The organism is Janthinobacterium sp. B9-8 (genome assembly GCF_000969645.2).
GTDB lineage: Bacteria > Pseudomonadota > Gammaproteobacteria > Burkholderiales > Chitinibacteraceae > Iodobacter.
In genome coordinates this window covers 2656873-2680269 of record NZ_CP014222.1, presented here as the reverse complement: position 1 = coordinate 2680269, position 23397 = coordinate 2656873, and the positions used below count along the sequence as shown (strand labels likewise).

The window sequence follows — 23397 nt, the reverse complement described above, 5'->3', positions numbered from 1 at the left end:
CAAGGAAAACAAAATGGGCTGGTGGAATATACCCGATCAAAAAGATGCCGTTATTGGTGATGCAGTGCTGGATTCAATACGGCATTTTTTAAAGGAGTTTAGCCATGAATATATCGAGGATTTAGGCAGAAAACCAACGCTGCTTGAGCTTGAATACGCCTTATCGCTGGCATTTAAAGTAAATGTAGATGATGAGATTGCCAGCGGTATGGAAGAGCTTGAAATTAAGCAAGTCGTATTAAAAACGGCTAAACGGCCAAAGCGATTTAAACCCGTACCGGGGGATTTATTTGCCTTTCGTTATGATGAACAGCGTTATGGTTTTGGTAGGCTGATCTCAAAATTAAGCATGGGAATGGTCGCGGAAATCTATGATTATTTTTCTGCCCAGCCTATATTCGACCCAAATTATGCAGATAAATGGCTGATTAGCCCCGTAGTACTTAACCCATATGGTTTATTTGAATGTCGAAACGAAGGTGAATGGTTAATTATAGGGAAAACGCCTAGTTATGTTGTCCCTGACAAATTCAATGATGTATTTTTTGTTACTGGTACCCCTGGCAAGCTCCAAGCCGTACGAGTGAACAACTCTGATTTTGATATTAGCTTAGAGGAGGCCACTGGCCATAGAAGATATACCTACAGCTCTGATGTTCAGATTAAAGACCTTATTACTGACGCATTAAAAAATAAATAAACAAACGGGGGGCAATAATATTGCTCCCTGTTTGTTTATAGAAGAACTCGGGAGAAAAAAATGGGCTGGTGGAATATACCCGATCAAAAAGATGCCGTTATTGGTGATGCGGTGCTGGATTCAATACGGCATTTTTTAAAAGAATTGAGCCATGAGTATATCGAGGACTTAGGCAGAAAACCAACCCTGCTTGAGCTTGAATACGCCTTATCGCTGGCATTTAAAGTAAATGTAGATGATGAGATTGCCAGTGGCATGGAAGAGCTTGAAATTAAGCAAGTCGTATTAAAAACGGCCAAACGGCCAAAGCGGTTTAAACCTGTACCGGGGGATTTATTTGCCTTCCGTTATGATGAACAGCGTTATGGTTTTGGTAGGCTGATCTCAAAATTAGGCATGGGAATGATCGCGGAAATCTATGATTATTTCTCTGCCCAGCCTATATTCGACCCAAACTATGCAGATAAATGGCTGATTAGCCCCGTAATACTTAACCCATATGGTTTATTTGAATGTCGATCGGAAGGCGAATGGCTAATTATAGACAAAACGCCTAATTATGTTGTCTCTGAAAAATTCAATGACGTATTTTTTGTTACAGGCACTCCTGGCAAGCTCCAAGGCGTGCGAGTTGATAATTCTAGATTTGATATTAGCAAAGAGGAAGCCCTCGGCCATAGAATGTATACATACTATGATGATGCTCACATTAAAAAACTGATTACCGACGCATTAAAAAATAAATAAATAAATGGGGGGGGCAATAATATTGCTCTCTATTTGTTTAAGAAGAACTCTGAATAACTGGGGTCAGAGTAAAGTTAAATTCGCTTTCTTTGCCTCTAAAGCTGCCTCGGCGCTATTGAGCGATAAAGTTAAACAAACGCTTACCAATTTACTCAACCACTTAAACAACAGCATTAAGCCGGTTATTGTTAGCAAAATCATGGGCTTGGCCGATGCTAAAGCAAAACTCAGCCCCAATGGCTGCAAAGAATGTAAAACCCAAGGCAAATCACGCAGTAAAAAATCCATTGGCTATGCACTGGGTGATGAGGTGTTTAGCCACACCGATTTTAGCCTTAACGGTGTAATGCCCTTAGTTTGGCAACGTACTTATAACTCTAGGCTGGCCGCTTATGATCAGGGCGAGCTAGGCGCACGCTGGACATCCCCGCTATCTACTCGCTTTGATTTAATTAACGAAGAATCTGGCCCCATCTTGCGTCACTTTGATGCGGATGGCCGTAGCCTGGATTACCCAGCGCTTGCAGTGGGCGAGCACCATCAAGACCGCACTGAAGGCCTGATGCTCAGCCGTTTGGATGAAAACCTGCTGACCATTACCCGTGGCCATGAATTGCTGGAGGTGTACGAGCGCTACGAATCCCGCTTTATGCTGCGCATGCTTAAAGACCGTGCGGGCAATACGTTGGCATTGAGTTACGATGCGGCGGGTTTATTACAGCAAATAGATTTAAGCAGCGGTAGCAGCGCAAAATTTGAGCGTAATGCGGCGGGCAAAATCAGCCGTATTAGCACCCCACCTAGCAAAGAGCTTCCAGCTGGGCGCGTGTTGGCTGAGTACAGCTACAACGAACACGGTGATTTAATCAGCGCCAAAGATGAGCACGGCAATCAGCGTGATTATCAATATAAAAACCACTTGATTACCCGCTACACCGATCGCACTGGCCGCGGGGTTAATCTGGAATGGGATGGCAGCAGCGCTACATCCAAAGCCATTCGTGAGTTTGCAGATGATGGCAGCAATGAGATCCGCCTAAGCTGGCACGACGACCTTCGCCTCACCACCGTGCGCAATGCACATGGCGATGAAACGCTCTATTACTTTGACGCGCTGGGCTACACCTACCGCATTATTTATCCCGACAACAGCGAAGAATGGCTGTTTCGCGATGATTATAAAAACCTAGTCAAACACGTTTATCCCGATGGCAGCTCAGATCGTTATGAATACGATGCCAACGATAATCTGCTGCTGTATATTCGCCCCGACGATAGCACCGTGCAGATGGCTTACGATGATAAAGACCAACTGATCCGCATTACCGATCCGCTGGGCAATATTTGGCTGCGCGAATACGACGACAAAGGCAATCTGCTCAAAGAAATCGATCCTAAGCAATACGCCACCCGCTATAGTTACAACCCGTAGGGCGCCTACCGCGATTAAAGATGCCAAAGGCGGCATAAAGAAACTGGCCTATTTACCCAGCGGCCATCTCACCCAATATCGCTATGGCAGCGATGGCAGTCTGTTGGTCGTTAAACAGGCTGATGGCACCGAGGCCAAATTGCAATTTGATGCTGAGCGCTGCTTAGTTATGCTGAGGCAAGAGCGTATTTGTTCTTAATCTATTTATCTGATTATGCCGCTTGCTTAGTAACATTATAAATATTGTAGGGCGGGTGAAACCCGCATATTTATTCAGCATCGATCGTGGGGTTCACCCGCCCTACAAATTTCAAAACCAAGCCCAGCACTCAAGAAATTCATCTACGCAGAGTCCATTGAGCAAGAGGCATAATCAGGCCCATTTAACTTGAAATCTGTGTTATTTATTAAATTAGCTCATTATTTTTTGCAATCAGCCATAGCTTCATCCCAAATATAATATGCTCCAAATCTTTGGCTGATTTTTGCTTCGCCTCCGGCTTGCTTTCCTTTGTCGCTTAATTGGGTTTTTTCTCCTGTTTGTTCAAGTAAGCCATCCATAATTAATTTATCAATAAATTGCTGAGTACTCATGCCTAGTTTGGCTGCCAGCTTGGATGTGGTGAGTTTATTTGTGGACTCAGCAGCAGGTTTTTTTTCTATTGTTTGGTGGATGGCATCGTTTGCTGTTTCATTAATTCCAAATTTTGCTTTGTAATCAGGCGTCAATGGGCAATGCTGCTTGGCAATCATTTCCGCGATTTCCATTACTGTTTCGCCGCTGACCATCTTAGCCATGCTGCTAAATATATGAATGACGCTTGTATTGTCTACATTGGTTTTTGTTAGCCAATCTTTGATTTGTTCAGCTTTAATTATATTCTGGCTGTCTATTTTTTTAGGTCTGGTAATGCGCTGATGATTACCTACCATTACTATATTAGAAAAAGAGGGAGTTAAGCTTATGCCTAGCCGAGTGGGCATAGGCGAGCTGTTGATTAAGTCTTTTAATACAGCGATATGTTTTTCATTCTGAACGAGAGGGCTGGCAATACCTATGGGTTTTTTGTGATACCAAGCAGTAAATTCACCTACTTCATTGATTTGTAAATCGGCTGAGAAATTCTTTGTTTCAATTACAAATATTTCCAGAAAGCGATTAATAATAAGGTGATCAATTTGTGCAACACGTCCTTTATGCTCAATCCGCAAATCATGAATGACGGCCCATTTTTTTGATTCTTTTAAATAAAAATCAATTTCATATGCGCTGTCTTTTTCGCCTTGATGACCTTTTTGTAGGCGATAAATTTCCTGCTCGATTTGCTCTCGTTGTTTGCTGCTGATTGAGGGGAGGGTGGTTAAGCGCTTGAGTTCATCGAGCTGTAGCTGTTTATCGTCAGTATTTTTGATAATCATTAGTCAGTTTTAAGTATGGTTGTTGTTTTACATCCTTAATTATATGTTTTGTAATATTGTTTTTGTAGTCATTGTTTTGAATAATTTTTGTAAGCTTTGGTTTTTTTAATGGTATCGAGGGTGATACACGCTTGTATGTCATCTTGGCCTGAGCCCAAGCGGCTATGCCAGCAGCTTTATCTGGTTTTGCGCGAATGCACCACGAAAGGCAGACACTTGTACGGCGGAGGTTTAGGGGGGATCTGGCAATGGCAACTGTTCAGTTTTAAATTACTAGGCTACTGGGGCTTGTTGTTTGCCCTTTATCTATACTTATTTTAGGTAAAGCACATGGGTTTTCTTGTTTGCTCACTGTAGCTCGTTAGCGTTTTGTTCCGTTTTTGAGGCTTGGCTGAATGTACGTGGCATAGTATGATTTCTTTGTTTTTTCTGATTAATTGCTTACTACCTACTTAATTAATGATAGATGAGATAAACTTCGTTTGGTTAATTTTTTTATAATATGAATGTGATATTTATATAAAATATTTAAGATGGTTTGTTTGTTTTTCTTTTTTAAACAATAAGTTTTACTAATAAATAGAAAAAATAATCATATTTTAAAATATGCTAGATTGGTTTTTTTGCTGTTTTTCTTGAGTTGCTTACTTTGGGGATTTATAATAGGCAGTAAATAAGATAAATCTATTTATTGCCTATTATATTTATTTTTCATAAGGTGCCTTTTAGATTGAGAGTTGAAATGAAGCGCTTCTTTTTGCGTTCTGCGTTTGGGGTGGTGTGCATCAGTGCGTCGTCCGCCGTTTGGGCGGCTGAGGTGCTGCGTGTTTTAGCTTGGCCAGGCTATGCAGACCCGGATTGGGTGAGCGAATTTGAAAAGCGTCACGATGCCCGTCTAGAGGTCACCTTTATTGATACGGATGAGGCTTTGTGGGAAAAGCTGAGCAAAAACAGAGGGGAATTTTTTGATGTTTTTGCGGCTAATACGGCAGAATTACAGCGTTATATTGATCAATCGATCGCTGCACCGATAAGAGCGGCTCGCATTCCTAATACCAGACATCAGCTGGCTAGATTTAGAAAACTAGATAAAATTAAAAGCATTAACAGAGATGGCTATTTATATGCTATTCCTTTTGCATATTCTGAAATGGGTTTGATTTATGATAAAAATCAAATAAAACAAGCCCCCACATCAATGAGCGAAATGTGGAATAAAAAATATAAAGGTAAAGTTGTTTTACATGATGGCAGTAATCATAATTTTAGTTTTGCTGCACTGACAATAGGCATTAAAGATCCATTTAATTTATCTAGAAATGAAATGGCACATTCAGTTAATCGCTTGCTGGAATTACGTGATCAAAATCCTTTTTTTTATAATAGTCCGGAAGAAGGAACACAGGCCTTTATAAAAAACAAAGCTGCTTTGATGTTTGCTAATTATGGTAATCAGCAGTTTAAATTATTGCGTGCGGCAGGGGCAGATGTAGGCTATATCGTACCTAAAGAAGGTGCTTTGGCTTGGCTTGATTGTTGGGCGATTAGTATTAAAGCTAGAAATAAGCCATTAGCAGAGCAATGGATTAATTTTACGCTGGATAAAATGGTGAGCAATCAGCTCACGCAGCGTCAGGGTTTGTCTAATACTTTGGTTAAATCGAATATAAGCGCCCGGGATAAAATTATTTGGATTCAATCATCCGAAGATTTCTCTTTACGCACTCAATATTGGGATCGAATCCGTTCCGGTAATGGCAAAAACGGTAATAGCAGGCCAAAAAAGCCGGTAGTTTAAGCTCTGAGGCGCCAAGATATACGAAGCTGCTTATGTTTAAATGAAAGTTTGGTGAGCTTATTGCGGTATTGATCAATGTTTAGCTGGGTTTAATAGCATGGCGTTCGATACCGAACGCCTCGCATATCAAAAATAGTGTGTGCAATTTGATCTATTTCGTAAGCATAGGCACGGCATCGCCGGCGTGTTTCTTCACTTGTTTAGCTGCTTTCTTTTCTTTAGCGCTTAGCAGTGGGTGCTTTTTAGTTTCTTTAACGCTTTGTTTAGACTTGCTCATGGCTTTATTCCTTTTAGGGCGCTGGCAAATGCGCAGCACACTTTTAGTATAGGCCGATGTAAGAGATATAAAAGCCAGATTTAAGCAAATATAACCCTTGTGTTAATCCTTGGGTGAGCGATGGTTTAACTTCGCTAGCCATAAGCCGCTGTTTTTCATGGCATAGCCAAATGCCAAGCCGATGAGTAAAGAAGCACTCACCTGCTGCCAGTGACCACTCCCTGCAAAAGTTGCGCAAGCGCCAATAAATGTACCCGGTATAAAGCTCAGCCAGCGTTGCTTAGCCTGAATACACATCAAAAACGCCACCACGCCCGTGAGCAGATAGCCTGCTACCTCTGGCTGAGAGGTAAAAGCGTTACCTTGAATAATCACCATTGCCCAAAATACACCGCTGCAGCAGCTTAATGTGCTGAGCAGCAGCCCGCGCACGCCGCCTTGTGGGCAGGCAAAATAAGCCGTACAGCCTAAAAATCCTGCCCAGCTTAATAAACCAAAAGACACCGCCACCCAGCCCCAAAGGCCTGAAAGAACGCCGGTGGTGATGGCAATCATTAAAAGAGGATTCATAGTCATCAGCAAAAAAGGCCGAAGTGTAGCGGATTAAGCGGCTTTCTCTTTGATTAAAATCTAGTTTCTGTTTGCATGATGATTTTTGTAGGAGTGGCTTTAGCCGCGAAAGCGTTGCTGCTAAAAGTATTTGCGGCTAAAGCCACTGGCTACTGACTTAATCGATCTGGGTTTTACGCTGTGCTCTAGCACTTTTGCTGCGTATTTTCCACGCGGCCAGCTGCGCCTGTTTTTGCAATGGGGTTTGGCTTTCTCTGCCTTGCTCCCTTAGTAATTTATGAAAGCTTTTTAAGCGATCACTGCTGATTTGTTCCCGTACGGCACAATCTGGCTCGTCCCTGTGCTGGCAATCTCTGAAGCGGCAATGCGCAGCCAGTGCGGCAATATCGGCAAAGGCGGCGTGGATGCCTGCTTCATCGCTATCTAGGCTGATCGTACGTAAGCCGGGTGTATCAATAATGCAAGTGCCATTGGGACAAAGATGTAGGCTGCGCGAGGTGGTGGTGTGCCGCCCTCGGCTATCGTCCATGCGCACTGCGCCGGTGTCTTGCACTGGGGCGCTGATAAGTGTGTTGCTTAGCGTGCTTTTGCCAGCGCCTGATGAGCCAAGCAGCACCACGGTTTGGCCAGCAGTCAGCCAAGGCAATAAAGCTTCCCTCGCCAAATCGCCCCGGCCATCCAGCGCCAGTAGCTCGATATGCGCGGGCAGGTGAGCACGGGCCAGTGCAATTTTTTCTGCCGCTTGCGGCGAGCAATCGGCCTTGCTAAGCACCAGTAGCGGTATCACTTCATTAGATAGGCACAGGGTGAGATAGCGATCCAAGCGGCGCAAATTAAAATCGTGATCTAGGCCCATGACTAGCAAAGCCAAATCAATATTGGCGACCAAGGTCTGTCTTTGCCCTTCGGCATTACGGCGGCTTAGGCGATTTCTTGCGGGGAGAATGCTTTCTACACATGCCTCATCTTGCTGGCTAAAAAGCACCCAATCGCCCACGGCCAGTGTTTCAGCGCTGGCTTGCAGCTCATGATGCAGCGCAGGTCGCAGCCGTGCTGGGCTTTCAGTTTCGCCATCGTGCAGCATGACTCGATCGCGTTGAATATTACTGATGCGGGCGAGTTGCAGCGCAGGCTGGCTGGGGCTTTGTTCTGATTGAGCAGTATGTAAAGCTTGTAAAGCATGCTGATCGAAGCCGATAGCACGTAGTTTTTCTATAGAGGGGTACATGGTCTTATCCGAAAGACGAGTCAAAAAGCCACATGCAGCGATGGCTGCCGGGCAAGAAGCTGGGTCGGTCGGATAGGGGAAGAGCGGTTTAAACTTTGCTAAGGTATCCGACCGAAGTGGAAATAGGCGCGAATGTATTCATGGCTTGTCCTCGGTCGGTGAATGGAAGTGGCAATTTAGGCTGGGTCGTCGTCAAGGTCAAGCAGGATGAGGAAGACTGTTGCAAAGATGATGAAAGCATTCAGCTGGCTGCTTAATCCTATCAACTTAAGGATCTGCAACGTATAGCAGCGGCTTTAGCCGCGAATGTTTTTATACACAGCGCTTTCATGGCTAGAGTTGTTCCTATGCCCCCATTTCCTTTTTTTAAAATAGGGGATCGAACTCAATTACAAGTACTTTCGCTGAAATTTAATACGTGAAGCGCGCCTTTGATTACATCGATCATGGATTTACTCGGCGTATTTATCTACTTTGGCTTTGCTTATGCTTTCCTGGGGCATTTGATTAAGTAATATTTGCTTAGCCTTAAGTGATATGAGGGGGCGTAATCACTTGCCCCCTGTGTTGTTTTTAATGAAATCACATTTCAGGCGGCCGGCTTGGTGGCCAGATCAATTTGCCGCACGCTGCCTGCTCCGCCATGCTCGCCAAGCCATACACTGCTCGCGCGAATCTGGCCCAGTACTTCGTCATCTTCTTTAAGCCCGTATTCGGTTTGCACGCTGGCTGTGGCCATTGCACCTACACCCGCTTGCGCCAGCGTTTGAACCCGCCCGGTTGATTGATCGCCGCTCTGCCAGAGTTTTAGGTCCGTATAAGCCGCGTCGCCCTCGTCTATCCAGCCATTGTGGTCATCGTCTAGCTTGGCCAGATCGCTAAAGCCATTACCGCTTTGTGGGCCAAATAGCTCGCTGCCATTATCGGCCACACCATTATGATTTCGGTCTAAAAACAGCAGGCCAGAGTTGGCATCAGGCAGGCGCATCCTTTCTTTTTTACCATCATTATCTAAATCAAAATCCACACTTTGCTGACTGAGCTTAGTGGTGGCTGGCCCCATATCGACAACAAGCGGATCTTTTAGCGTAAGCCACTCTGCACCCACGATGCGTGTGCTTTCTGTGTTCTGTGCATTCTGATAGCCAACGTCAAATTGCCGCGTACTGCCATCTTTCAGGCAAACCTTGCCGCTGGCATTAAAGCTGCAGCTTTCACTGGTCTTGGTATGCTCAACAGCTAAGAATTTGATTGTGATGGGCTGAGGCTTGATAGGGGCTGAGGCGGCACTTGCTGTATCCGTGCTGCTGTTGGTAGGGGTGGTATTTTCAGGGCAAGGTGTGGCCGGTTTGCTGGTGGGATGGCTGCCAAACAGCATTTCCCATAGTGATTGAAAACGCTCCTCTTTACTCTTGTCTACAGCTTGGCTGGCATCTGCCTGCTTGGCCTCTGCTTGTGGAAGTAAGCTAGCCATGGCTTTGAGTTCTTGATTAAAGAAAGCTGCAAACTGGTCTTTTGATGGATCAGTGGAGGCATCGCCCTCTGCCACCTGCAAAGATTTCCAGCTTTCGCTGCTGCTGGCCTGATGGCTAGTCAGCTTTAAATCACTCTGCGCGATACGCATGATATTTCCCTTTAGTAAATTCGGAAGGAAAGTAGCGAGCAGCATAATTTATGCCAGAGGGGATGAGAGGTGGGGGCTGGGGTGGGGCACAAAATCGTGTCCACCCAATACGCATCAAGTTGGGCGTTTTTTCGTAGGGCGGGTGAAACCCGCCGTGTTTATCGCAATCTGGCGGGTTTCACCTCATGTTCGTTGATCAAAACAAAAAAAGATTTTTTTAGTGCCTTCGGCACGTTGATTTTGGTGCGGGCGTCCCGCTGGATCTTCCTTTCTTGCGCGGCCAAGAAACGAAGCCAAAGAAGGCCGCCCCGGCCAGCACGAAGGCCCCTCTCTGCGGATAATCGGCTCGGCGAAAAAGGCTGCTCGCTCGCTGCCTCGCTACCCCTTTTCCGAAACCCCGATCCGCTTATTCCTCGCTTCGGCGTGCTCCAAGGGGATTTTTAAGCCCCGTGCTAGGTGTTGCGATAAAAACAACTTTGCTTAGGTTGAAATTACTCAAAACCCAATTAACGGCTCTATTCAAAATGGTTCTCTCAGTGAAACTCCGTGGTTCAAGATTTGGGTTTTTGTTGCGTAACATCAGTGATGTAAAAGCAAACTGGTTAGCGCATATGGGCTTTCACCCTGCCTACAAAACTGTTTAACTTGACGCACGTGGGCACAAACCCGTGCCCACCCTACATTTACCCCCCTGAAAACGCATATTGCTTATCCATTTGGCTCAGCCCCAGCCCTGCTGATTTATGGATTTTCAGCTGCACGGGGATGCGTTCTTTCAGGGCTTCTACGTGGCTGATGATGCCTATCATTTTGCCGCTGGCATTGAGGTGATCGAGCGCGTCGAGGGCGATTTCTAGCGTTTCGCCGTCTAGCGTGCCAAAGCCTTCATCTAAAAACAGCGAATCAATCGATGTCTTGTGGCTAACCAGATCAGACAGCGCTAAGGCCAGCGCTAGGCTGACTAAAAAGCTTTCGCCACCCGAGAGCGTTTTGGTGTCTCGCGCCACATCGCCTTGCCAGGTGTCGATAATTCCCAGCTCTAGCTCGCCTTTGCGCAGCAGCTGGTAGCGGCCATGCAGGCGCTCTAGCTGACGGTTGGCCAGATGAATCAAATGATCCAGCGTTAAGCCCTGTGCAAATTTGCGATATTTTGCACCATCGGCCGAGCCAATCAGGCTGTTGAGATGCTGCCAGTAATCGTAATCCACATTCTTGGCCGCGATCTCATCAAACAGCGCCGACTGGCCGCTGCGCCTTGCATCGTCCTCCTGCAATGCGTAGCGAATTTCACCTTGCCGCTGGGCAAGCTGGGTGATTTCTGCGCTGAGGCTGGTTAGCTGCTCATCCAGCTGTGGCATAGCTAGCTCTGTTTTTGGCGTAGCAAGCAGCGGCTCTAAGCTTCGTTCTGCGCTGCTGACTAGGGTATTGGCGGTGATCAGCGCGGTATCGAGCTGCTGTTTTAGCGCGCTTAATGCATTGCGCTGATCGTCTTCCAAGCGTGCGGCCATAAAAGCGGCTTCATCATCAAAAGGGCTGGCTGCCAGCGCGGCCTGCCATGCGCTGCTAGCGTGTTGCCGCTGATCCTCATGCTCTTGCTTGCGCTTTTGCAGGGTGATTTCCCGCCCCTTTTGCTGACTTATCTGATCTTGCAGGCTGCTGATCTGTGCGGTGCAAGCGGCTAAATCGGCCTCGGCTTGGCGGGAGTCAGCCAGTGCCGCTTGCGGGGCTGCATCCGTTTCCTGCCAGCATCGTTGCCAAGTTTGCTCTAACTGCTCAGCCGCTTTTACCGCTTGCTGCTGGATGATTAAATCTTGTGCCAGTTGTTGCAACTGTTGCTGTGTGGTCTGCCAGCTTTGCCATAGCGATTCTTGCGCATGCAGCCAGGCGTTGCTGTCCGTAGGCAGTGCTTGTTCGGGCAGAGATAGGCGCAAGGCCTCGCTTTGGGTGGCCATTTTCTCAGTGAGCTGCTGCTGCCTTTGGATTAAATCTTGCAGATGAGCCTGCGTGTTTTCCAGTTTTTGCGTCAGCAATTGCAAAGCTTGCTGGCTGTCGCTGAGTGCTTTATCAGCGGAGAGCCTTACTTTTTGTGCGTGCTCAAGCTGCGCCTTATTTTGGCTAAGCTGATTTAAGGCAGCTTCTGCGGCGAGCACGGCGGCGGCGTGTTGCTGGCTCAGTGTGGCTAAATCAGGCGAGGGGACGGCCAGCTTGCTGCAAAGCAAATTCCACTGTTGTAGTTGCTCTGCGGCTAGGGTTGCGCTGCTTTGTTGTTGAGATTCTAGTACGCTGATTTCTGCTTCTACCTGAGCCTTATTTTCCCTGAGCGCTTGTCCTTCTTCGGTAAGCTTGTCTAACTCGGCTTGTTTGGCGTCCAGTGCGGCGGCAGTGGCAGAAACATTCAGCGCCTGGTAATCATGAATGGCCGGATGCTCAAGAGACCCGCAGAGCGGGCAGGCTTCATCGGCTTGCAATTGCTGGCGGTAGGCTTCCAGGCCTTGAATGCGTTGCTCTTGCTCTAGCAATTTTTTCTTATCATTGACCTGCTGTTTTAAATCGCTAAATGTCAGCCTTAGCGCCGCCAGTGCCAGCTCTTTGTTGCCTAGTAAAGCTTGTTTTTCGGCGAGCGTTGTTGCCTGCAGAGCAGACTGTTGCTGTGTTTTTTTGCGGCTATTTTCCAGCTCGGCGAGCTTTGCGATGTCTACGCCACGCGCAAGTAAGCTTTGTTTTTGCTCCCAAAAAGCCGCTTCATCTTTGCCAGCAAGCAGGGCCAGCCATGCGGCTTGCGCGGTGTTTTCTGCCTGTGCCGCCGCTTGGCTCTCTGTTTGCTTGCCAGTAACGCTTAGCCTCAGTGCAGCTTCCTGCTTGATCAACGATTGAATATCTTGTTGATGGATTGCTGCTGCTAGCCTGCTGATTTCGCCTGCTTGCGTATTTAAGCTTAAAAATTGCGCCCGCCAGTCCACCAGTTGCTCGCCCAATTTTGCGTGCTCAGCGCTCTGGCTGCTGATTAATGCGCTCTGCGCTGCTTGGGTTTGGCTGAGCTGGGTGCGGCTCTGCTGGCTGATTTGCTTGGCCAGTTGCAGAGCTTGCCATAGCTTGGCTCTGTGTTCCTTAAGTGCGCTGCTTTGTTCTGCTGTTAGCTGCTGCAGCTCTTGTTCGGTGTGGGCAAGTGCCTCTGTGGCTTGGCTTAATGCGCTGTAAGGCAGTTGCAGCTTGGCTGCAGGCTCGCTTCGGGCGAGTTGATCAAGCTGCGGCTGTGCGCTGGCAAGAGCGGCAAGGGCTTCTTGCTGGCGAGATTGAGCGTCAGCGTGTTGGCTATTGGCCTTGCTCAGCGCTTCGCGCCATTGGCGATTGATTTGCACCTGGCTTAGCTGGCTTTGCAGCGCTTGCTCGGTCTGGGCTAAGTGAGACGCTTCCTGGTGTAAGCCGGTACGCTGCTCTTCGCTAAGCAGCTCTACACCCGATGCTTTGGCGCGCAGTTGGTCGAGTGCTTGCTTGCTGCTGCGGGTTTGCTCAAATACAGATTGCGAAATCTGGCCGTAAATATCGGTGCCGGTCAGCTCTTCCAGTAACTCTGCCCGCTCGTTGGCGGCGGCATTTAAAAAGGCCGCAAAGCCACCCTGTGCCAACAGCATGGATTTAGTAAAGCGGCCAAAATCAAGGCCGGTTAGGCCTTCTGTGAGTTTGAGCTTTTCATTAATCTTATCGCTCAGGATCTGGCCTGTGGCGTCTGCCAGCTCCACTCTGGGCGCTTGCAATGCGCCGCTGGCCAGATTACGCGCACGGCGTTGGCTCCAGAAAGCGCGGTAGCGGCTGCCTTTCACTTCAAACTCTACTTCAGCAAGGCAATCGCTGGTGTGGCGGGTCATCAGCTCATTGCTGCTGGCCGAAATGCTGCTCATGCGCGGGGTTTGGTGATAAAGCGCTAGGCAGATGGCATCCAGCAAGGTGGTTTTACCTGCGCCGGTGGGGCCGGTAATGGCAAACAGGCCATTATCTTTAAAGGGGGCGGCGGTAAAGTCGATTTTCCACTCGCCTTTTAAAGAATTCAGGTTTTTTAAACGCAGGCTAAGCAGCTTCATGCCTTGGCCTCCTGCAACATGGTGACGGTTTGTGCGTAGCGTTTTTCCAGCTCGATCAAGAGTGGCGCTTTGATTTCTTCGCTGGCGATGCGCTGGGCAAATACATCGGCAGGGCTTAGCTCGGCCAAGGTCTCCTTGCTATCCGCTTGCCAAGTGCTGGCAGCATTACCGCGCTCTCTGCGGATGCGCAGCACTTCTATCTGCGTGCCTTTAGTCAGCTCTTCTATGCGGCTTTGTAAGTCGCTAAGGTAATCATCGCTGCTGACCAGCACTTCCAGCCAGATCGATTCGTTTTTTGATTCCTTACTTGCCAAGGCGCCGATGGCTGATTCCAGCTCGGCCAAGTTGCCGCGTAAGGAGATAAGCGCTTGAAAGCGAGGGATGGCGAGTGGCTCAACTGCTTGTAAACCTTCATGGTTTAAGCTGACCAGCAGCACTTCTTTGGCCTGTTTAGCTTCATCAAAGCTTAGTGGAATCGGCGAGCCGCAGTAGCGGATATGCTCAAAGCCGCCGACTTTTTGCGGGCGATGAATATGCCCCAGCGCAATATAGTCAGCAGGTGGAAAGGCGCTGGTGGGGAAGGCTTCCAGCGCGCCAACATAAATCTCACGCACCGATTCACTGGCGCTTGCGCCAACCGTGGTGAGATGGCCGGTGGCGATGATGGGCAAGGTTGGCAATCCTAGCTCCATGCGCGTATCCAATGCACGCTGATATAGCGTTTGGTAGTGCTGAAAAATACCCTCTTGCAAGCTGAGCTGCTTTTCATCGCTGCTTTGCCCCGCCACGCTTTGCTGCACATCGCGCGCGCGGATAAAAGGAATCGCGCATAAAACGGCTCCAGCGCTGCCGTCTTTTTGCCTGAGCAGCAAAACCTGCGTAGCTTGATCCGCTGCCACTCCGGGGATCACGCTGGTGTTTAGCTCGGCAAGCAGTGATTTGCTTTCGCCCAAAGTGGCAACCGAGTCATGATTCCCCCCTAAAATAATCAGCCTAGCGCCGGTTTTGCTGAGGGCCACAATAAAGTGGTTGTAAAGCTCGCGGGCATAACTAGGCGGCGAACCCGTATCGAAAATATCCCCTGCCACCAGAATTGCATCGGCATTGTGGGTGATTGCGCTAGCCAGCAGCCAGTCTAAAAAAGCCTGATGCTCAGCCTGGCGCGTCTTGCCCATAAAATGCTGGCCCAGATGCCAGTCCGAGGTGTGGATGATTTTCATGTATTTGGGATGGAGGGCAGTAAATGCCATATCATGCCGCTAATATGTGTTATTTGTCTTGTTGAATATTAATACATGCATTGAGTCATGAATTTAAATTAATGATTTTTCAAAATTAATTTTGAGGCGCGTAATGTTTGACGTGATTTATTTCTGGTTTTTAGTTTTTATTGTATCCTTGGCTGTTTTTGTAATCCCTTCTTTTCTTTGGATTATAAAATGGCGTTTCTTGGCTGTAGTTATTGTGGTGGTGTGTTTTTCCATTATATTTTATTACTACTTAATTATCTTTAAATACGACTTTATTTGGGCTTCTGTTTTTTTCTTTCCTTTTTTTATTATTTCTTCTGCTATAGGATGCTTGGCTTTTTTTTTAGTAAAATATTTTTTTAAGCATCAAGCTGCAGATGTTCCAAAGAAATAGCCATTTTTGCATTCCAATGCGCAATGTCCGCATTGTGGGGCAAGTATTAGCGAAGGCGCAGTATATTGCCTCTCCTGTAGTACTCATCTTATTGAGTAGGTATGTTCTTTTCTAAAATTTCGCTCTGGTAAATAGTGAAATATATTGATAATTACTTTAAACCAGCTCAATACGACTGGGCCGATCAATAATCGGGCCCAGATTGTAAGCTCGCCTTGCCTTATTACATTGCTCGTCCCCAGCCATCACTTCTTTGCAGCTACTCGAGCGCTGGCTGTAGATGCCGCAGCTTACTTGTTCGCCCACTTTTCCTGCTAAGGCGATGCAATGGCTGGGATGGCGGTCTGTGCCGCGCATGGCGACATAAATAGAATGGATAGGTATGGTGAGCCTGGCAGGCACTATGCCGCCAGGGGCAGAATCGGTTTCTCCCCAGTAAAACGAAACCCGAAAGTGAGCGCAGCACGCGCCACAGCTCTGGCAATCATGACTCATTGTGGATAGCCTGCCGAGGTAGTACTAGGTTGGTTTTCTTATAGGTTGCTTTTTTATTGTGTCAGTAATATGGCAGATTTTGATATTTTTTGTAGAGATAAATAAAGGATCCCGTATGGCTAGCGTATTGCGTCACTCTGATTTACCCGTGCAAGCTTGGAAAAACGGCGGCGGGCTAACGTCAGAAATCGTTATTTTTCCGAAAGACGCTAGCTTGGCTGATTTTGACTGGCGCATCAGTATGGCCACGGTGGGGGTGGATGGTGGTTTTTCAGAGTTCACGGGTATTGATCGCAGCCTTGCCTTGCTGGCGGGTAAGGGGCTGGCTTTGCAATTTGCTGATCAAGCACCGTTGCAGCTGATGCCAAGAGACGAGCCGCTACGTTTTGCTGGCGAAACCCAAGTTTATGCGCGTTTATTGCAGGGTGAAGTACTTGATTTTAATGTAATGACGCGGCGCGGCAGATATCAGCATTGTTTACGTCAGCAGATTTTCAGCCAGCCTGAGGCATGGCCTTTTGCCGGGGAGGGCAGTTTATTATTTTTGGCTGCGGGGGAGTCTGTGTTGTGCAGAAAGGGCGAGCTGCAGTTTGTTTTAAAGCCTTTTGATAGCTTGTATCTCAGTGCAGACGACGCTGGCGAGTGGCTGTTAGTTCCCTATGGCGAGGTGTGCCTTCTGGTGGCTGAGTTGGAAAAATGCTGAGTGATACCTTGTTTTTTCTGCTGGTTTTTTACTTGGATAGGTAATATTGCTTACAATAGTTTGTGTATTTACTTTCGATATTTATGTTTATTTCTTTCTTTTTTGTGTAAATTTGTTTATTTAAACAACACATAAGAAGATAATGATGTTCTGATTTTGTAAGCTTTACTCATTGGAACTGACTTATGCGTGTAAAAAAGTTAATAAATAAGCGAAGTACACAGGCTGGTTTGCTGGCCATTGCACTTGCCAGCATGATGGCCGCTTGCGTAACGACGGGCAGCGATGGTGCGGCGGAGGCCAGCCCGCCACCCGCAGCAAGCCAGCAGGGGCAATCAGAGCATGCCCCTGTTCTGGGCGAGCAGCCTAGCCGTCCTTTTGGTTTGCCGCCTCAGGCCGGGGCAACAATATGGCCGCCTAATAAGGCTAGGGGGCAGGCGATGGGTGCATCGGCAGCGCTCATTTATGCAGAATGTGATCAGCGCTTGTTTACTTTGTCTGGCGCGGCCTTGGCTAGCTATGTGGCTACGGTAGAGGGGCGATGCATTAACCGTCTTTTTGATGGTGACGCTGCAACCTACCCAGTGATCTCGGCTGTAAATATGCAGGCTGTGGCTCAGGAGGCGCGTTTGCGCGCCAGCCAGTGGGATCCGCGTAAGCCCAATGGCCTCTGGCCCTTGGCGACTTTTTTAAAAGCAGGCTATTTCACCCAGTACAGCCATGCTAAAGAAGTGGGCGAATATGGCCGCTTGGTGGATCAGCCTGTCATGCAGGTGGTGAGTGCGCTGGCTGATAATCCGGCATTGTGGATGAACCCGGTAGAAGCCGCATCTCAATCGAATGAAGCATGGTTGCGCCAGAATGATGCGCGGCAAACCGTGAGCGAGACGATGATTCTGGCTGATTCGGTGCGCCAGCCAGAATATGCACTTCCGCTCCTTGCTACATTCTTTGGCCATTACCGTGGCCCGCTCAAACAAAGCTATGCCCAGTTTGCGCTGCATCCTATGCAAACTACTTTATTTAATATGCATGGCCAGAGCGGCTTTGATCAGAAGGTGGCCGCTGGCCAGCTCGATGGTTTAGTGACGTCTTTGGCGGCTATTTTGCGCCAGGGCCGGGCGGCGTTTGTGGATGAGCAGATGTTTTTAAACACGCTGCGTGAAACCGGCCGCTTTATGCTTTACCCAAAAACGACGCCCTTGGCCGAGCCTGCGGTAGCTCTCCATCTTAGTGCAGAGCGTTATTCGGCAATCTGGGCAGAAGCTGTATATGCCTTGAAGAAAATCGCTAAAGTGCCTTGCGATCGTTACAATATTTGCAATGCCGAAGCTGAGCTTAAAACCCGCTTATTTCCAAATCGCTGGTCATTTGATAATGGCAATCTGGTATTTGAAACCCCGCTAAGCCGCAAGGAAGTAGAGCCGCTGTATTACGCCATGAAGCAGGTTGAGGCGCAGCTTAAGCGGGTAAGCGGTGTACGCGAGCCAGTTAAAGATGATCCAAATGCACGTTTACGCATGGTGATTTACGGTACAAAAACCGACTACGGCCGCTATCAGGGCTTACTCAACGATTTATCCACCGATAACGGTGGCATCTATATTGAAAACGGCGCTACTTTTTATACCTTTGAGCGCACCAGTCAGGAAAGCACGCTGTCTTTAGAAGAGCTTGTCCGCCACGAATATGTGCATTATTTATCCGGCCGCTTTATTCAGCCCGGCATGTGGGGATCCAGCGAATTCTTCCGTGATAGCCGCCGTATGCCTTGGTATGACGAAGGCTTTGCCGAATTTATGGCGTGGAGCACTTCGCGTGAGGGCATTAAAGTGCGCGGCCATGTGGTGGATGTGGTAGCGAATAACTGGCCAGCCAGCTTTCAAACGCCAGCGCAAATTATGCGTTCCAGTTATAGCGATGGCTGGGATTTCTACAGCCATTCGGCGCTGTGGTTCTACTTTCTGCATCGCAATGAGCCAGGTATTCTGGCCGATGTGCTGCTGCAATTAAGAAGAGACGATGTAAAAGGTTTTGATGCGCTGGTTAAACGCTTAGGTGCTGATACGGCCTTAAGCGCTCGGTTTAAAGACTTTGTAGAGCAGCAGGTCACTTTACAACGTGCAGGCAAGCTGGGAGACACCTCAACCATCGAGGGCATCGATTGGCTGGCTCAATCGGCTTGGCAGCTGGGTGATGCGGCACACATTCAGGCTTTAATCAGCAAGGAGCTGCCTGTGGCTTGCCGTATCTGGGCGGAAGGGGCAGGCAGCGAGCTGCGCCGCTTTGAATGCACAGGTTCCTTAGGCATTCGTGCAAGCACGCTGACACAAGCACATCAGGAAAGCGAAGTCTTGTTGAATAAAGCGCTGCAAAACTTGCAAGGCCGCGCCAATAATATGCTGGCTGTTAATTGCTTTGCCAGCGATTATCAGCTGGATGCGCATCGTGCGGCGTTGCGCTGCGAAGGCCCGTTGGCTAAGGGCACGGGCCCAGCGCCAACTCTTACGCCGACACCACCAGTTCAACCAACAATGGTGCCGACCAGCCCGCCAACACGGCCCACGCCAACGGCTGTACCAAAACCGACTGCGCCTCCAACACGGCCTAGCCCATTGCCAACCACTACGCCAACATCGCCACCCGTTAATCCAAATACTCTGGCCTTGTTGCAAACGCGCTTTAGTGGCACAGGCCGTTGCCTGCGCGTTACGCTAAAGGCTAATCAGCAGCTTGATCGCTTTGTGCTGGTGAATTCGGCCAAGCTTGGGCGGATTAATTTTGCTGAATATGGCAGCTTCACCTATCGGCGTGATGCAGATCAGGCAGGGCTGGCAGACAGCATTACTGTTCGCCTGCAGCGCGGGGCAGAGTTCAAAGATATCCGTGTGGTGCTGGATGCAAAACCAGTAAATCAAAGTGAAGAGGCTTGCTGGGCAGGGGCTTAAGTGGATTTGATCGATTTAATCTTGCTGAGTATTGCGGGATAAGTTGGTTCAATTGATTATATTCTTGGGTCTTATTACCAGAAACAGCCTTGCGCACTTTAAAATGCCAAGGCTGTTTTTGAACATATTTTGGGGGTTTTATAAGTTTTAACTAATTGTAATTAATGATTTTTTACAGTTTTTAAGACGACCATCAAGCCATGGTTTTTAGTAAGTAAATCGTCCTGTTCCAACAAGCCCTTCGCCTTGTTTTGGCTTGACAGCCCACCCTTACACGGCCGAAGATGCGCCCACTATGATGAATCTGACCCGCGTTTATTCTTATTATTATCTGGCTTGCCCACTGGCAGCCCGATGGGTCGCGTTCATCTGAAACACACAGATTAAAGCATCCAAGGCCGCCAAATCAGGCGGCCTTTTTGCATTCTGGCCTGCCTGATTTGTTGGTTCTTGAGCTCGACAAAAAAAAGGACCACATCATGACTACTCGCTCTAACTGGGGCTCTAAGCTGGGATTCGTGCTTGCTGCGGCAGGCTCGGCCATTGGCCTTGGGGCCATTTGGAAATTCCCTTACGTGACTGCCATGAATGGCGGCGGCGTGTTTTTACTGCTGTTTTTATTTTTTAGCTTCACCCTGGGCCTTGCCCAAATGGTGGTGGAATTTACGCTGGGCCGTAGCGCGCAAACGGGGCCTGTCGGGATGTTTCGCAAGCTGGCGGGTAAATCCTGGCCGCTGATTGGCATGATGGGAATTTTTGCGGGCTTTGTGCTCTACAGCTTTTACAGCGTAGTGGGCGGCTGGACGCTGGCTTACCTTGCGCTGGCCATGGATGGCTCGGTGCTGACTACCGACACCAAGGTGCTAAAAGATACTTTCGAGCATTATGTATCTAATCCTTTCTGGCCGATTTTGACCCACGGCATATTTGTACTGGCGACGCTGGGCATTGTGATTGGCGGCATCGAAAAAGGCATTGAGCGCGCCAGCAAATTGCTGATGCCCGGCCTGTTTATCATCATGCTGATTTTGATCGCCCGCTCGCTGACGCTGCCCGGCGCATGGCAGGGCGTGGTGGCTTTCTTTGCTCCTGATTTCTCTAAGCTGACTCCTGCTATGGTCGTCGATGCCTTGGGTCTGGCGTTTTTCTCGCTGTCTTTAGGCACGGGTGGCATGATTGCTTACGGCTCTTACGTAAAGCAAGAAACACCGGTATTGCACTCCGCAGCTTGGGTGGTGGGGCTTTCTTGCACCGTGGCGATTTTGGCCGGGCTGATGATTTTCCCCGCGCTGTTTGCCTTTAAGCTTGATCCAAGTGCAGGCCCGGGCCTGACCTTTATGACCATGCCGGTGGTGTTTGCCAGCCTGCCCTTTGGACAAATCTTTGCCATCGCCTTCTTTGCCCTGCTCTCGGTGGCTGCGCTGACGTCTTCGGTGTCGATGCTCGAGCTGATTGCCACGCTATTTCTGGATGAATACAAACTGCCACGCCGCAAAGTGATTCTTGGCTTGTCCCTGGCAGTTTTCCTCTGTGGTATCCCCGCATCGCTATCTTTTGGCCCTTGGGCGGATGTGAAGTTCTTTGGCAAAACTATTTTTGATCTGATGGATTACAGCGTCTCCAATGTGATGATGCCGCTAGGCGGAATCGGCGTGGCACTGTTCGCAGGATGGCGCGTATGGCCGCTATTGGAAGAGCACTCCGGCCTAGCCGGCCTGCCACTCTTCGGCCTGAAATGGAGCTGCCGCGTAGTCGCGCCTTTATCCATTGCGGTGATTTTGGTGAAGAATCTTTGAATGCTTTAGGAGAATTTAAACCCAAATCTTGAACCATCTAGATCACAGAGGGTAGGGGGGGCACGGAGAAAAGCAGGTTAGAGTTAAGTCGTTTTAATTTTGTTTTGAGCATGTCAAAACTATGTAACTTGAATTCGTATCGCTGCTGATAGCACGGGGCTTAAATTCCCCTTGAAGCACGCCGAAGCGAGGAACAAGCGGGGCGGGGTTTCGGCGAGGATGTTTGAGCGAGCGAAGCGAGTGAGTCCCGCAGCCGCCGCCTCGATTGTCCGCAGTGAGGGGTTTCGTGCTGGTCGGGGTCGCCTTCTTTGCTTACTTTCTTGGCGAAGCAAGAAAGTAAGTCCCACGCGGGGGATTCCCGCACCTAATCACCGTGCCGAAGGCACTAAAAAAAGCCTTGTTTTAGATTTGCATCGTGCCCCCGGGCTCATTTATTAAAAACACGCAGGATGTTTTATGACTACACGTAATGCTTGGGGCTCGCGTTTGGGCTTTATTCTGGCGGCGGCAGGCTCGGCCATTGGGCTGGGGGCGATTTGGAAGTTTCCTTATGTCACGGCCATGAACGGTGGCGGGGCATTTTTGCTGTTGTTTCTGATTTTTAGCTTTACCTTGGGCCTGGCATTGATGATGGCCGAGATTGCCTTGGGCCGCTCGGCGGCCAATGGCGCGGTGGGCGCATTTAAAAAAGTAGGCGGCAAGCACTGGGCGCTCTTGGGGCTGCTCGGCGTAATCGCAGGCTTTGTACTGTTTTCATTTTATAGCGTGGTGGGCGGCTGGACTTTTGCCTACCTTGGCAAGGCCATCGATGGCTGTGTGCTCAGTGCCGATCCTAAGGCCTTAGAAGCGATGTTTGGCAGCTTTGTATCTGATCCAATCAAACCCTTGATTACCCACGCGCTGTTTACGCTGGCCACTTTAGGCATTGTGCTGGGCGGCATCGAGAAAGGCATAGAGCGGGCGGGCAAGGTGCTGATGCCTGCGCTGTTTATTATTATGCTGATCCTGATGCTGCGCTCTTTAACGCTGCCGGGCGCATGGGCCGGTGTAGTGCAGTTTTTAGCACCAGACTGGAGCCGCGTTAATCCTTCGATGGTGGTGGAGGCCTTAGGACTGGCGTTTTTCTCGCTGTCTTTGGGCGTGGGGGCGATGGTGGCTTATGGCTCATATATGCATTCCAGCGAGGAAATTCTTTCTGCATCGCTATGGGTGGTGTTTCTGGCGGTGATGATTGCGCTTCTTGCTGGGCTGATGATTTTCCCTGCGGTGGCGGCCTTTGGCTTAAACCCTGCAGCAGGGCCGGGGCTGACCTTTATGACCATGCCGGTGGTGTTTATGCATCTGCCGTTTGGCCAGCTATTTGCCATTGCCTTTTTTGCCCTGCTGGCCACAGCGGCTTTGTCTTCATCGGTAGCAATGCTGGAGTTGATCGCGATCTGGTTTATTGACGATCTAAAACTGCCACGCCGCCCCGTGCTGATCGGCATCGCCTTGGCGGTGTTCCTATGCGGTATTCCGGCTTCGTGGTCGTTTGGTGTCTGGTCTGATGTTCGCATCTTTGGCAAAAGTATTTTTGATGCGATGGATTACTTTGTATCTAATCTGGCGATGCCTGTGGGCGGGATTGGCTTAGCGCTGCTGGCGGGCTGGAAAGCGGGGGACACGTTGGTGGATGAAGTCGGCTTGAAAGGCTGGAAGAGACAGGCTTGGCTGATGACTTGCCGCTACCTTGCGCCAATCTTGATCTGCACGGTGCTAGTGAAAAATCTGTAAACACTTGCTGCAAGGAAAAATTGCTACTTGACGGCCAGTCTCCTTACAAGGCATTCTAAAAGCATGAATACGAACAATCTCAATCACTCAGCAACTTGGTGGCGCATTTAATTAGTGCGGCACCTTGGGTATTGATCTATGGGGCCGCCGAAAGGGCGGCCTTT

At 48.8% G+C, this 23397-nt stretch carries 18 protein-coding genes; 10 read left to right on the top strand and 8 right to left on the bottom strand.

The annotated features are described in order from the left end of the window. Nucleotides 1-13 precede the first annotated feature (13 nt). The 3 genes from VN23_RS11920 (at nt 14) to VN23_RS11910 (ending at nt 2879) form a co-directional block, all read left to right on the top strand. Complete coding sequence (locus VN23_RS11920; RefSeq protein WP_052746439.1) at nt 14-700, top strand: Imm26 family immunity protein; 687 nt, start codon at nt 14-16, stop codon at nt 698-700. A gap of 60 nt (nt 701-760) precedes the next feature. After that, nucleotides 761-1447 carry an Imm26 family immunity protein gene (locus VN23_RS11915; protein WP_046350682.1) on the top strand — a complete coding sequence of 229 codons (687 nt, stop codon included), beginning with the start codon at nt 761-763 and terminating at the stop codon, nt 1445-1447. A 115-nt stretch (nt 1448-1562) separates the two neighbouring features. Next, the gene (locus VN23_RS11910) at nt 1563-2879 is read left to right on the top strand and encodes a DUF6531 domain-containing protein (protein ID WP_046350683.1); all 1317 of its coding nucleotides are present in this window, start codon (nt 1563-1565) and stop codon (nt 2877-2879) included. A 420-nt stretch (nt 2880-3299) separates the two neighbouring features. On the opposite strand, the gene VN23_RS11905 is transcribed toward VN23_RS11910, so the two are convergent. After that, on the bottom strand, nt 3300-4298 hold the full coding sequence (locus VN23_RS11905; RefSeq protein ID WP_052746440.1) for a nuclease-related domain-containing protein: 999 nt from the start codon (nt 4296-4298) through the stop codon (nt 3300-3302). Between the two features lie 691 nt (nt 4299-4989). Between VN23_RS11905 and VN23_RS11895 the strand changes: the two genes are divergently transcribed. Then, nucleotides 4990-6096, top strand: a complete 1107-nt coding sequence (locus tag VN23_RS11895; protein WP_231743244.1) for an extracellular solute-binding protein — start codon at nt 4990-4992, stop codon at nt 6094-6096. Between the two features lie 151 nt (nt 6097-6247). On the opposite strand, the gene VN23_RS22295 is transcribed toward VN23_RS11895, so the two are convergent. From VN23_RS22295 to sbcD, 6 genes are all read right to left on the bottom strand, one after another. Further along, nucleotides 6248-6373, bottom strand: a complete 126-nt coding sequence (locus tag VN23_RS22295) for a hypothetical protein (RefSeq protein ID WP_257722027.1) — start codon at nt 6371-6373, stop codon at nt 6248-6250. A gap of 102 nt (nt 6374-6475) precedes the next feature. After that, the gene (locus VN23_RS11890; RefSeq protein WP_046350883.1) at nt 6476-6943 is read right to left on the bottom strand and encodes a DUF1097 domain-containing protein; all 468 of its coding nucleotides are present in this window, start codon (nt 6941-6943) and stop codon (nt 6476-6478) included. 157 nt (nt 6944-7100) lie between these two features. Further along, the gene (rsgA, locus tag VN23_RS11885; RefSeq protein ID WP_046350685.1) at nt 7101-8171 is read right to left on the bottom strand and encodes a ribosome small subunit-dependent GTPase A; all 1071 of its coding nucleotides are present in this window, start codon (nt 8169-8171) and stop codon (nt 7101-7103) included. A gap of 589 nt (nt 8172-8760) precedes the next feature. Next, nucleotides 8761-9795, bottom strand: a complete 1035-nt coding sequence (locus tag VN23_RS11880; protein ID WP_052746442.1) for a hypothetical protein — start codon at nt 9793-9795, stop codon at nt 8761-8763. Between the two features lie 683 nt (nt 9796-10478). Then, nucleotides 10479-13874, bottom strand: a complete 3396-nt coding sequence (gene sbcC, locus VN23_RS11875) for an exonuclease subunit SbcC (protein WP_046350686.1) — start codon at nt 13872-13874, stop codon at nt 10479-10481. Beyond that, nucleotides 13871-15094 (bottom strand): exonuclease subunit SbcD, encoded by a 1224-nt coding sequence (gene sbcD, locus VN23_RS11870; protein ID WP_046350687.1) that lies wholly within the window; start codon nt 15092-15094, stop codon nt 13871-13873. Before sbcD ends, sbcC begins: the two co-directional genes overlap by 4 nt. A gap of 133 nt (nt 15095-15227) precedes the next feature. On the opposite strand from sbcD, the gene VN23_RS11865 reads away from it, so the two are divergent. Together VN23_RS11865 and VN23_RS22445 are read left to right on the top strand one after the other, a co-directional pair. Next, nucleotides 15228-15518, top strand: a complete 291-nt coding sequence (locus tag VN23_RS11865) for a hypothetical protein (RefSeq protein WP_062654888.1) — start codon at nt 15228-15230, stop codon at nt 15516-15518. A 6-nt stretch (nt 15519-15524) separates the two neighbouring features. Next, complete coding sequence (locus VN23_RS22445; protein ID WP_082752762.1) at nt 15525-15617, top strand: zinc-ribbon domain-containing protein; 93 nt, start codon at nt 15525-15527, stop codon at nt 15615-15617. Between the two features lie 57 nt (nt 15618-15674). Here VN23_RS22445 and VN23_RS11860 read toward each other — a convergent pair whose 3' ends face one another. Continuing rightward, the gene (locus VN23_RS11860) at nt 15675-16013 is read right to left on the bottom strand and encodes a YkgJ family cysteine cluster protein (RefSeq protein ID WP_082752761.1); all 339 of its coding nucleotides are present in this window, start codon (nt 16011-16013) and stop codon (nt 15675-15677) included. 115 nt (nt 16014-16128) lie between these two features. Here VN23_RS11860 and VN23_RS11855 point away from each other — a divergent pair, with 115 nt between their 5' ends. From VN23_RS11855 to VN23_RS11840, 4 genes are all read left to right on the top strand, one after another. Next, on the top strand, nt 16129-16716 hold the full coding sequence (locus VN23_RS11855) for a HutD/Ves family protein (RefSeq protein WP_046350689.1): 588 nt from the start codon (nt 16129-16131) through the stop codon (nt 16714-16716). A gap of 185 nt (nt 16717-16901) precedes the next feature. Next, nucleotides 16902-19664: a collagenase gene (locus VN23_RS11850; protein ID WP_052746443.1), complete on the top strand. Its 2763-nt coding sequence runs from the start codon at nt 16902-16904 to the stop codon at nt 19662-19664. A 479-nt stretch (nt 19665-20143) separates the two neighbouring features. Then, on the top strand, nt 20144-21460 hold the full coding sequence (locus VN23_RS11845) for a sodium-dependent transporter (protein ID WP_046350690.1): 1317 nt from the start codon (nt 20144-20146) through the stop codon (nt 21458-21460). Nucleotides 21461-21916: 456 nt separating this feature from the next. Continuing rightward, on the top strand, nt 21917-23233 hold the full coding sequence (locus tag VN23_RS11840; RefSeq protein WP_046350691.1) for a sodium-dependent transporter: 1317 nt from the start codon (nt 21917-21919) through the stop codon (nt 23231-23233). Nucleotides 23234-23397: the final 164 nt, after the last annotated feature.

Excerpts from the sequence above, each read along its gene's own strand:
- VN23_RS11920 (WP_052746439.1), top strand. The coding sequence starts at position 14 with ATGGGCTGGTGGAATATACCCGATCAAAAAGATGCCGTTATTGGTGAT.
- VN23_RS11915 (WP_046350682.1), top strand. The coding sequence starts at position 761 with ATGGGCTGGTGGAATATACCCGATCAAAAAGATGCCGTTATTGGTGAT.
- VN23_RS11905 (WP_052746440.1), bottom strand. The coding sequence starts at position 4,298 with ATGATTATCAAAAATACTGACGATAAACAGCTACAGCTCGATGAACTC.
- VN23_RS22295 (WP_257722027.1), bottom strand. The coding sequence starts at position 6,373 with ATGAGCAAGTCTAAACAAAGCGTTAAAGAAACTAAAAAGCACCCACTG.
- VN23_RS11890 (WP_046350883.1), bottom strand. The coding sequence starts at position 6,943 with ATGAATCCTCTTTTAATGATTGCCATCACCACCGGCGTTCTTTCAGGC.
- rsgA (WP_046350685.1), bottom strand. The coding sequence starts at position 8,171 with ATGTACCCCTCTATAGAAAAACTACGTGCTATCGGCTTCGATCAGCAT.
- VN23_RS11880 (WP_052746442.1), bottom strand. The coding sequence starts at position 9,795 with ATGCGTATCGCGCAGAGTGATTTAAAGCTGACTAGCCATCAGGCCAGC.
- sbcC (WP_046350686.1), bottom strand. The coding sequence starts at position 13,874 with ATGAAGCTGCTTAGCCTGCGTTTAAAAAACCTGAATTCTTTAAAAGGC.
- sbcD (WP_046350687.1), bottom strand. The coding sequence starts at position 15,094 with ATGAAAATCATCCACACCTCGGACTGGCATCTGGGCCAGCATTTTATG.
- VN23_RS11865 (WP_062654888.1), top strand. The coding sequence starts at position 15,228 with ATGTTTGACGTGATTTATTTCTGGTTTTTAGTTTTTATTGTATCCTTG.
- VN23_RS11860 (WP_082752761.1), bottom strand. The coding sequence starts at position 16,013 with ATGAGTCATGATTGCCAGAGCTGTGGCGCGTGCTGCGCTCACTTTCGG.
- VN23_RS11855 (WP_046350689.1), top strand. The coding sequence starts at position 16,129 with ATGGCTAGCGTATTGCGTCACTCTGATTTACCCGTGCAAGCTTGGAAA.
- VN23_RS11850 (WP_052746443.1), top strand. The coding sequence starts at position 16,902 with ATGCGTGTAAAAAAGTTAATAAATAAGCGAAGTACACAGGCTGGTTTG.
- VN23_RS11845 (WP_046350690.1), top strand. The coding sequence starts at position 20,144 with ATGACTACTCGCTCTAACTGGGGCTCTAAGCTGGGATTCGTGCTTGCT.
- VN23_RS11840 (WP_046350691.1), top strand. The coding sequence starts at position 21,917 with ATGACTACACGTAATGCTTGGGGCTCGCGTTTGGGCTTTATTCTGGCG.